Origin of the sequence: Massilia horti, from assembly GCF_004614195.1 — a bacterium.
Lineage (GTDB): Bacteria > Pseudomonadota > Gammaproteobacteria > Burkholderiales > Burkholderiaceae_D > Telluria > Telluria horti.
Genome location: NZ_SPUM01000065.1, coordinates 1 through 9,023, shown reverse-complemented (window position 1 = coordinate 9,023; position 9,023 = coordinate 1). Strand labels below are relative to the sequence as shown.

The 9,023-nt window shown below is 63.9% G+C and carries 11 protein-coding genes; 3 read left to right on the top strand and 8 right to left on the bottom strand.

Going from position 1 to position 9,023, the window contains the following annotated elements; all coding sequences use genetic code 11:
• Positions 1-135: 135 nt before the first annotated feature.
• From E4O92_RS10830 to E4O92_RS10820, 3 genes are read right to left on the bottom strand one after another with little or no spacing between them, the layout of a single operon-like run.
• Positions 136-462 carry a barstar family protein gene (locus E4O92_RS10830; RefSeq protein WP_135189786.1) on the bottom strand — a complete coding sequence of 109 codons (327 nt, stop codon included), beginning with the start codon at positions 460-462 and terminating at the stop codon, positions 136-138.
• Between the two features lie 13 nt (positions 463-475).
• The gene (dapB, locus tag E4O92_RS10825; protein WP_135189785.1) at positions 476-1,285 is read right to left on the bottom strand and encodes a 4-hydroxy-tetrahydrodipicolinate reductase; all 810 of its coding nucleotides are present in this window, start codon (positions 1,283-1,285) and stop codon (positions 476-478) included.
• A 16-nt stretch (positions 1,286-1,301) separates the two neighbouring features.
• Positions 1,302-1,880: an outer membrane protein assembly factor BamE gene (locus E4O92_RS10820; RefSeq protein WP_229483240.1), complete on the bottom strand. Its 579-nt coding sequence runs from the start codon at positions 1,878-1,880 to the stop codon at positions 1,302-1,304.
• A gap of 78 nt (positions 1,881-1,958) precedes the next feature.
• Between E4O92_RS10820 and fur the strand changes: the two genes are divergently transcribed.
• Positions 1,959-2,390, top strand: a complete 432-nt coding sequence (gene fur / locus E4O92_RS10815) for a ferric iron uptake transcriptional regulator (RefSeq protein ID WP_135189784.1) — start codon at positions 1,959-1,961, stop codon at positions 2,388-2,390.
• An 18-nt stretch (positions 2,391-2,408) separates the two neighbouring features.
• Here the strand turns inward: fur and E4O92_RS10810 are convergent, their stop codons facing one another.
• The 5 genes from E4O92_RS10810 to E4O92_RS10790 all read right to left on the bottom strand — a co-directional run bounded on the left by E4O92_RS10810 (position 2,409) and on the right by E4O92_RS10790 (position 7,088).
• Complete coding sequence (locus E4O92_RS10810; protein ID WP_135189783.1) at positions 2,409-3,632, bottom strand: c-type cytochrome; 1,224 nt, start codon at positions 3,630-3,632, stop codon at positions 2,409-2,411.
• 249 nt (positions 3,633-3,881) lie between these two features.
• Complete coding sequence (locus tag E4O92_RS10805; protein WP_135189782.1) at positions 3,882-4,454, bottom strand: ferritin-like domain-containing protein; 573 nt, start codon at positions 4,452-4,454, stop codon at positions 3,882-3,884.
• 30 nt (positions 4,455-4,484) lie between these two features.
• A complete protein-coding gene (locus E4O92_RS10800; protein ID WP_135189781.1) occupies positions 4,485-5,189 on the bottom strand; it encodes an RNA polymerase sigma factor in 705 nt (234 codons plus the stop codon).
• A 103-nt stretch (positions 5,190-5,292) separates the two neighbouring features.
• Positions 5,293-6,312 carry a heat-inducible transcriptional repressor HrcA gene (hrcA, locus tag E4O92_RS10795; protein ID WP_135189780.1) on the bottom strand — a complete coding sequence of 340 codons (1,020 nt, stop codon included), beginning with the start codon at positions 6,310-6,312 and terminating at the stop codon, positions 5,293-5,295.
• 62 nt (positions 6,313-6,374) lie between these two features.
• Entirely contained in the window at positions 6,375-7,088 is a 714-nt protein-coding gene (locus E4O92_RS10790; protein WP_135189779.1) for an HAD family hydrolase, read from the bottom strand.
• A gap of 197 nt (positions 7,089-7,285) precedes the next feature.
• On the opposite strand from E4O92_RS10790, the gene E4O92_RS10785 reads away from it, so the two are divergent.
• Both E4O92_RS10785 and E4O92_RS10780 read left to right on the top strand, forming a co-directional pair.
• A complete protein-coding gene (locus E4O92_RS10785; RefSeq protein ID WP_135189778.1) occupies positions 7,286-8,122 on the top strand; it encodes a hypothetical protein in 837 nt (278 codons plus the stop codon).
• Positions 8,123-8,138: 16 nt separating this feature from the next.
• Complete coding sequence (locus tag E4O92_RS10780) at positions 8,139-8,810, top strand: hypothetical protein (protein WP_135189777.1); 672 nt, start codon at positions 8,139-8,141, stop codon at positions 8,808-8,810.
• Positions 8,811-9,023 lie beyond the last annotated feature (213 nt).

Here is a 9,023-nt window from a genome sequence, read left to right as displayed (position 1 = left end):
CGTAGGGTGCGCACCTGTGCGCACGCGGTCACCGTATGCTGGCTCGCGGCTGCCGTTTCGTTACGCAGCGTTCGCGAACCGCGTGCGCACTGGTGCGCACCCTACGACTGTTCATCGTCTAGCTGCCCCACGAAATCATCGCAGCACCAGTTCCAGCGCCGGCGGCTCGCCGTAATCCTCGTAGCGCTCGTTGATGCCGCCGATGCAAAAGGTCATCTCTTCCAGCAGGTCGGGCACGTTGGCGCGCATCTTGTCGGCCTCTAACAGCACGATCTCAAGCACCTCGTCCGATTTCAGGCGGAACTTGGTCATGTTCTCTTCGTCGCGCAAATAGCTGAGCGAGTCGACCCACGAGTCGATCGTCTCCGGGTAGCTGTCCGGGAAGCCGAATGCGCGCCGGCTCTCGGCGTGGAACGAGGCCTCGTCGACGATCGCGGCGCCGTTCAATTCTGCTGTGGCCATGCCTAAACTCCGCTCAATCCTTCAGGCCCAGCACGTCCTGCATGTCGTACAGGCCATTCGCCTGATGAGCGAGGAAGCGCGCCGCGCGCAGCGAGCCGTGCGCGTAGCTCACCCGGCTGCTGGACTTGTGGCTGATCTCGATCCGCTCGCCGGTGCCGGCAAACAGCACCGTGTGGTCGCCCACGATGTCGCCGCCACGCACCGTGGCAAAGCCGATGGTCGACGGGTCGCGCTCGCCGGTCACGCCTTCGCGGCCGTAGACGGCGCAGTCCTTCAGGTCGCGCCCCAGCGCATGGGCGATCACCTCGCCCATTTTCAACGCCGTGCCGGACGGCGCGTCCACCTTGTGGCGGTGGTGCGCTTCGATGATCTCGATGTCGTAGCCTTCCGAGAAGCTCTTGGCCGCCATTTCGAGCAGCTTGAAGGTCACGTTCACGCCCACGCTCATGTTCGGGGCGAACACAATGCCGATCTGGCCGGCCGCCTGGCGGATCGCGGCCTTGCCGGCTTCGTCGAAGCCGGTGGTGCCGATCACCATCTTGATCCCGTGCGCGGCGCAGTACTGGAGGTGGTGCAGCGTGCCTTCCGGACGGGTGAAGTCGATCAGGCAGTCGGCACCCGCCAGGCCCTTGTCGAGGTCGGACTGGATCATCACCCCGGTGCGCTGGCCAAGGGCCGCGCCGGCATCGACGCCAATCGCCGGCGAACCGGGCACGTCGAGCGCGCCCGACAGTTCAACGTCCGGCGCCGTAAGGATTGCCTCGATCAGCATGCGTCCCATACGGCCGCTGGCGCCCGCTACTGCAATTTTCAAAGTCATGATGCTGTCCTGCTTAATGTTATTGCTTCTTCTTCTTCTCGTCCTCGATCATTTCGTCTTCCGGTGGCGGCGGCTTCGGGGTCGAACCGGCGATGCGCGCGATGTATTCGCGCTCGGTCGGCAGGTTGCCGCCGTCAAAGCGTTCGACCTTGTCGTCCTTGAAGTAGATCGACACCCTTGCCGTGGTCAGCTCGCCGTTGCCGCGCTGCAGAGAGAACGGGTAGTCCCAGCGGTCGGCGTGGAAGACGTCGGTCAGCATCGGCGTGCCGAGCAGGAACTTGACCTGGTCGCGGGTCTGGCCCACCTTCAGTTGCGCCAGCATTTCCTCGGACACGAAATTGCCCTGCTGAATGGTCGGCCGGTACGGCGAGAAGAACCACATGAACTTCTGCAGCTTGGTAACGGTCGTGGTCTGCGCGCCGGCGTTTGCGACCTGTGCCGACTTTTCGGCGTCGGCCGCCACCTTGGCCGGCGTCGGCGCCGCCACTTCCTGGCCGCGCCAAGAGGCGCAGCCGGACAGCATCAGCGTACAGGCGAGTCCCGCCGCGAGCGAAGCCCGGGCGTGGAAACGATTAAAAACGGCATTCTTGACGCGCATAAGTGACCTCAAAACGTTTGAGCGGGAACTCCAAAACGCTATATCATAAAGCACTCCGCCAATATACGAGTAACAAACATGAGTAACAATCCAACCGACCTGAAGGCAAGCGGCCTCAAAGCGACGCTGCCGCGACTCAAAATCCTGGAAATTTTCCAGAACAGCGAAGTCCGGCACCTGACGGCGGAAGATGTTTACAAAATCCTGCTGGCGGAAAACATGGATGTGGGCCTGGCGACGGTGTACCGGGTGTTGACGCAATTCGAGCAGGCGGGCCTGATCAACCGCAACCATTTCGAAACCGGCAAGGCCATTTACGAGCTCAACGCAGGCTCGCACCACGACCACCTCGTATGCCTGGACTGCGGGCACGTCGAAGAGTTCTACGACGAAGAGATCGAGTCGCGCCAGACCAAGATTGCGAGCGAGCGCGGCTTCAAGATTGCCGAGCACGCGCTGGCCATCTACGGCAACTGCACCAAGACGGCCTGCCCGCACCGCCACCGATAAAGAGTGGCCCTGCTGCGCTTACAGCGATTTGAGGTATTGAGCCAAATCCGCGATTTCTTGCGGGTTCAACCCGAGCGCCTTGCGATCGTTGTACGTGTTCACCACGTCCTCCAGCGTGGCTGCCTCCCCGCTGTGGAAATACGGCGCATGCTGCCACACACCAATCAGCGACGAGGTCCGGTACTGCTTGGTCGCGCTGCGCGAGGCGTAGCTGGCCTCGCTCACCACGTCCAGCACCGAATGCAAGGCTTCATCGGTGAACTGGGGCCCACTGTGACAGCTCACGCACTGGCCCTTGCCGATGAACAGCGCCCGGCCCCGTGCGGCCGCCCCCATGTCATAGCTCCCGGCCGGCGGAGGCGGCGCCACCAGCGATAGCTGGTAGGCGCGCAGCGCCGGCAATACCGGGCCGACCAGATCCACGTCGCCATTGGTCACATCCACGCCGATGCGCGCATCGTCGAAATGCCCCATCCCGCCCATCTGGGTTACCGCAACATAACGGTTCCAGTACGCGACGTCGTCGCCGTCGCCGGTGTACGTGATGCTGCGCAGGCCCTTCAGGCCGTAGATTGGCGGAATCATTACCGGGCCATTCTTGCCGTCCAGGTTGTAGCGCGGGTCGTACCGTCCCGGCCCCCAGGACTCGAAGACCTTCTTGTCCTTGGCGCTCACGGTCGACGACAGGGCGAGGATCGCGCCGATGTTCAGCGAGCGGTTCGGCAAGCCGTCCAGACGCTTGCCAATGCCGGACGCGAGCGAGTCGTCGACGGTCGAGTGGCACAGCGCGCAGGTCACGCCGACCCGCGTCACCATATCCCGCCCGTAGCCGGCCTCGACCTTGCCGACCAGGCCCACCACCGCGCCCAGCTTGATCAGCTTGACCGTGGTCTGCGGGTCGCCCAGGTCGACCGATCCGTTCTTGATACCCTGCTGTAACTCCGGCGGCAGTGCGTCGACGTCCACCTTCAGGCCCAAGGACAGCGCCGTGTTCGGATCGACGCACGAGTCGAGCACCTCGTGCAATCGCAGCGTATCGCTCCATTTTGCTTCGTCGCCGAAGGTGTTGTTACGGAACACCTCGAGGCCTTGCTTGACCAGCACAGGGTCGGGATCAGGGTCAGGAACGGGAATGGGGGGCGGCGGCGGGGGCGGATGGTAGTCGCCACCACCACCACCGCAGGCGGCAAGTAGAACCAGGCTGGCGAGCATTGCCGGCCTGCACAAAGGCATCTTGAACATGGGTTACCTCCTTCACTACGCATGAGTGCGCTTGATAGGACGGTACGCCTTGCGTGCGACGACGCTTTCGCCAAGCTCAAGATTGGTGCGGCTGGAGGTGTGCCTTTGCGGAAGGGGAATATTTCTCTAGCCACCGCAAGTGGATGTCGTAGGGTGCGCACCTGTGCGCACGCTGTACGGTTGAGCCGAGTTTGCATCCGCGTGCGCACGGGGTGCGCACCCTACGGCGCCTTTGGCCAGCGATTGCGCTCAGCCCACGAACGGGCCCGGCACCGGCGGCTCGCCCAGTGCATGGCGCAACACGGCCCAGTGCATCGCCTCATCGGCGAGGATGCTACCCGCCGAACCCGACAATTGGCGGTCCGAAAACTTCGGGATGGCCCCGAGGTAGGCCTTGACGGCGCCGTGTTCCAGGTCCGCCGCGAAGCGCAGCACGTCCGTCTGGCTCTTGAGCTTTGCTTCTGGGAAGGTGTAGTGCGCTTTGGGCTGGACCGGTTTGCCGCCGAACTTGGTAACCGTGGCCGCCAGCAGGTCGGCATGCGCCTTGTGGTGGCCCTGGAAGGTCAGCGCGATCTGCTTCACGTCCGGCTTTAACAGGCCGCTGTCGGCCCCGAACTGGTAGGCGGCGATCGCCTCCTGCTCGGCCCCCAGCGCGCTGTTCAGGATGCCCGCATCGCTGGCCGGGGAATCGGCGGCGGACGCGGCCAGTGCGTCGCGCCCGGCCAGCAGCGCAACCGCGCTCGCGGACAGCAGCAGGCCCGATCGGCTCATAAACAGGCGGCGGCCCGCCCGCAAGTCACTTGCTTGCATCAGGAACGACATGATCTCCTCCTTTTTGCTGGTGATTGCGGCTCAGGCCTGGCCTGGCCGCGACTGGTCAAGCCGCGCAAGCACGGCGGCGACGATGCGATCACAGCGCTCACCGGCAAAGCCGAATGCTTCCTCGAGCGCGTAGTCGAATTCACGGGCCAGCGCCGCGCGCAGCATGGCGCGGGCGCGAAAGAATCGGGAGCGCACGGTCGCTTCCGGGATGCCGAGGCAGGCGGCGACCTCCTCGCCGTTCATTTCCTCGACCGCGCGCAGCATGAATACGGTGCGAAACGCCTCGGGCAGCACGTCCAGCGCCTGCTCCAGCAGGGCGCGCGCTTCCTGGCGCATGGCGCCGCGCTCCGGCGTATCGGGTTCGCCTGTGTCCATCCCTGCCTCCGTGTTCTCCGGCAGCGGCAGGTCTTCCCCGTACAGGGGCGTGACCTGCGCCCGGCGGCTGCTCTTGCGCTCACGCGCGATCGCTTCGTTGACGACGATGCGCGTGAGCCAGGTCGAGAGACTGGCCTCACCGCGGTACTGGGCGATCGCGCGCCACGCATGCAGCCACGCGTCCTGCACCGCGTCCTGGCTTTCCGCGTCGTCGTGCAGGATGCTGCGCGCGGTGCGGAACAGGCGCTGGTTATGGCGCCGCATCAGCAGCACGAAGGCCTGCTGGTCGGCGCAGGCGATGCGCTGCGCCAGTTCGGCGTCGCTGGGGTCGTTTCCGTAGTTGGAAATTGCGTGGCGCACCGCATCCTCCCGTCTGTTCAGTTAATTTCGCAACATTAGATGACGTATCCCGGCGGCGCGTTCCCGGCGCCGGGGTCAATGCCGCGAGGACGGCGGAACTGCCTTAATTGTGGCTGAGCGCGCTCGAGAGCAGCTTGGCGGTGATGTCGACGATCGGGATCACGCGCTCGTAGGCCATGCGGGTGGGGCCGATCACGCCCAGGGTGCCGACGATCTTGCCGTTCACCTCATACGGGGCGGTGACCACGCTCACTTCGTCCAGCGGCACCAGGCTGGACTCGCCGCCGATGAAGATCTGCACCCCGCCGGCCCGGCTCGACGTATCGAGCAGCTGCATCAGCCCGGTCTTCTGCTCGAACATCTCGAACATCTGGCGCAAGGAGCTCATGTTGGACGACAGGTCGGTCACGGACAGCAGGTTGCGCTCGCCCGCGATCACCATCTCGTCGGCCTGCTCGGCCATTGCCTCGCTGCCCGCTTCCACCGCCGCCTGCATCAGGCACGCGATGTCGTCGCGCAGCTGGCGCAGCTCGCCGGTCAGGCGCGCGCGCACCTCGTCGAACGACAGGCCGGCGTAGTTCTGGTTCAGGTAGTTGGCCGATTGCGTGAGCTGGGCCGGGGTGTAGTCGACCTCGGTGAGCAGCAGGCGGTTTTGCACGTCGCCGCGCGGGTCGACGATCACCAGCAGGATGCGCTTTTCGGACAGGCGCAAAAATTCGATCTGCTGGAACACCGATTCGCGGCGCGGAGTTTGCACCACGCCGGCGAACTGCGACAGCTGCGACAGCATTTGCGCGGCGTTGGCGATGAGCTTTTGCGGCTGCTGCAGCGGCAGGCGCATGCGCTCGGCCTCGACCACGGCCTCGTCCAGGTGCTGCACGGTGAGCAGCGTGTCGACAAACAGGCGGTAGCCGCGCGGCGTGGGCACCCGGCCGGCCGAGGTGTGGGGACTGGCGACGTAGCCCATGTCCTCCAGGTCGGCCATGATGTTGCGGATCGTGGCCGGCGACACGTCCAGGCCCGAGATTTTCGATAGCGCGCGCGAGCCCACCGGCTGGCCGTCGGCGATGTACCGCTCGACCAGGGCTTTCAGCAAAGTTTGGGCACGAGTATCGAGTTGCATGGTCCTGGAAATGATGCGTTTCGTCCGCTGATATTATGCACTGTCGGAACGGCCCTGTGCAGTCATCCGTGTGCGCGCTTGAGCCAGTCGAGCAAGCCGTCGAAATCGGCCACGATCGCGTCCGGCACCACCCCGTGGTCGAGGTGCACGTTACTGCCGTTGCGATTCATCCATACCGCGCTCAGGCCGGCGCCCTGCGCGCCCTGCACGTCGAGCAAAATATCATCGCCGACATAGACCGCGTCCTGCGGCTCGACCCCAAGCGCACGGCAGGCTTCCAGGAAAATGGCCGCGTCCGGCTTGCAGCAGCCGAGCTGGTGCGCCGCGACCGAGACCTGGAAATGGTGCGACAAGCCGATTACTTGCAGGTCGGCATTGCCGTTCGAAATTGAACCGAGCAACACCCTGCCCTTCAGGCGCAGCAGGCCCGGCAGCACGTCGTCGTACGGCACCACCGAATTGCGCGCGGCAAAGAACTCGGTCATCGCCAGTTCGACCTTGGCCACGTTCTCGCCGGCCTGCTCGAATGCCGCCAGCAGGCCCGCGCGACGCAGCGCGCCCAGGTCGAGCTGGAACTCGGGGCGCTGCGCCAGCAATTGCAGGCGCGCCTGGCGCAAGGTCTCGATGGTGAACCGCTGCGCGACCAGCGGCGCGTGCTCGCGCAGCCACTGGAACATCGCTTCCTCGGCCTGCACGATCACAGGCGCGATCGGCCAGAGCGTGTCGTCGAGATCGAACAGGATGGCCTTCGGCCAAGCCCGGCGGTTACTTGTCATGGCTAAGGGAAAGAAAGGGGGATGCCCCAAGAATAGCGACGCCTACCGCGGAAATCAATGGCGTGGTTACAAGGTGATACATGAGAATGACGCCTGAGCCTGGCAAATGCTCTAAAATGGCGAGCATTTGTCTACTCATCAGCGGAACGCGTAAGTTGCACCGCGCGCCGCACCAGTTTGGCGTATTTGGAGAATTTATGAAGATTTCGAACCTGCGCGCCGGCGTCGCGCTGGCTTGTGCGCTGGGCTTGTCCGCGTGCGGAGGCAGTGGCAGCGGCCAGTTGGTGCTCGGCGGCTCGCTATATGGCGTGACCAAGGATGGCCTGAAGTTGCAGAACAATGGCGGCTCGGACCTGGACGTCCCGGCCGGCACCTACTTCCAGTTCCCGGACCTGATTCCCATCGACGCCTCCTACAACGTGACCGTCAAGGCCATTCCGTCGAACGCGGAAAAGTGCGAGGTTTCCAACGGCATCGGGCGCGCTGTCTATGACGTCATGACGATCGGCATCACCTGCACCCTGAAGAAGCACACGGTGAGCGGCACCGTCGCCGGACTGGGCAACGCCAGCGGCTTGGTGCTCGTGAATGGTTCGGTGCGGCTCCCAATCGATCCGGGCAAGACCACGTTCGCGATGACCGATGTCGGAGAGGATACGCCGTACGGCATCACGGTACTGACCAGCCCTGCCGGCCTGGTCTGCACGGTGACCAACGGCGTGGGCACCATGCTGACCGCCGACATCAATAACGTTGCGATCAACTGCGCCAAAGGCCACGCGCTGGGCGGCACCATCACCGGGCTGGGTGACGCCACCGGGCTGGAGCTCATCAACGGTACCGACAAGATCACGGTCGACAAGGGCGCGACCACGTTCGCGATGCCCATGGTTGGCGAGAATTCGCCATACAACGTCCGGGTGCGGACCAACCCGACCGGACTGTCCTGCACTGTGACCAACGGCGTGGGCACCATGCAGACCAATGACATCAGTAACGTTTCGATCAGCTGCGTTGCCGTTCCCGCCGCCTAATTGACTGGAGAATGAATTGAAGAAGTCTTCCTTGACCCGGCCGGCGCTGGCCTTGGCCCTGGCCCTGGGACTGTCCGCTTGCGGCGGCAAAGCCAGCTTCCCGATCACCGTCACCGTGTTCGGCCTGCAATACGGTAACCTGGTAGTGGGCACCAACGGCCAGGAGTTGACCTTCACCCCGAAGGCCAACCCCACCGCGGACGACATCGCCACCGGCACCTTTGCCAAGTCCATCGAATACGGCGAGCAGTACAGCGTCGAGCCCAAGAAGCAGCCGCCGCACCAGCGCTGCGTGCCGCCGGGCTACGACACCGCCACCGATAACTCGATCAAGACCTGGGCGGACACGGCAGGCCATCTGGCAACCATCAACGTCCAATACTACTGCTCGGTAGTCGCCTCCACCATCGGCGGCAAGATCAGCGGCCTGACTGCCGATGGCCTGGTGCTGATCAATGGCACTTTCGGCGGCGGCCTCGTCGTTGCCAAGGATGCCACTTCGTTCACCATGCCCCAGCCGGTACCCTACAACCAAAGCTACGGCGTGACGGTGCTGACCAACCCGAAAGGCCTGATCTGCACCGTGCAGAACGGTACCGGCGTCATGGGACAAGGGAAAGATATCGACGAGGCGGTCACCAACATCAGCGTCACCTGCGACCCCGATCCGAACGCGCCGCCACCCTGAGGATTTCGGGGGAGATATTTCCGAAAATGATGACCTGTATTCCGAACGGAAATTGGACGAATATGCTGTAGTGCAGCATACTAGCACCTGTCTCCTCCAACTCTCCTCAGAAAAGAATTGGATTTAAGCCCGCCGCAAAGCGGGCTTTTTTTTGCCTTGTGTCCCGTCCTAAAATCGGTTGTCATGAGTTCGCCTTGTCCAAGGAGAGCGAGA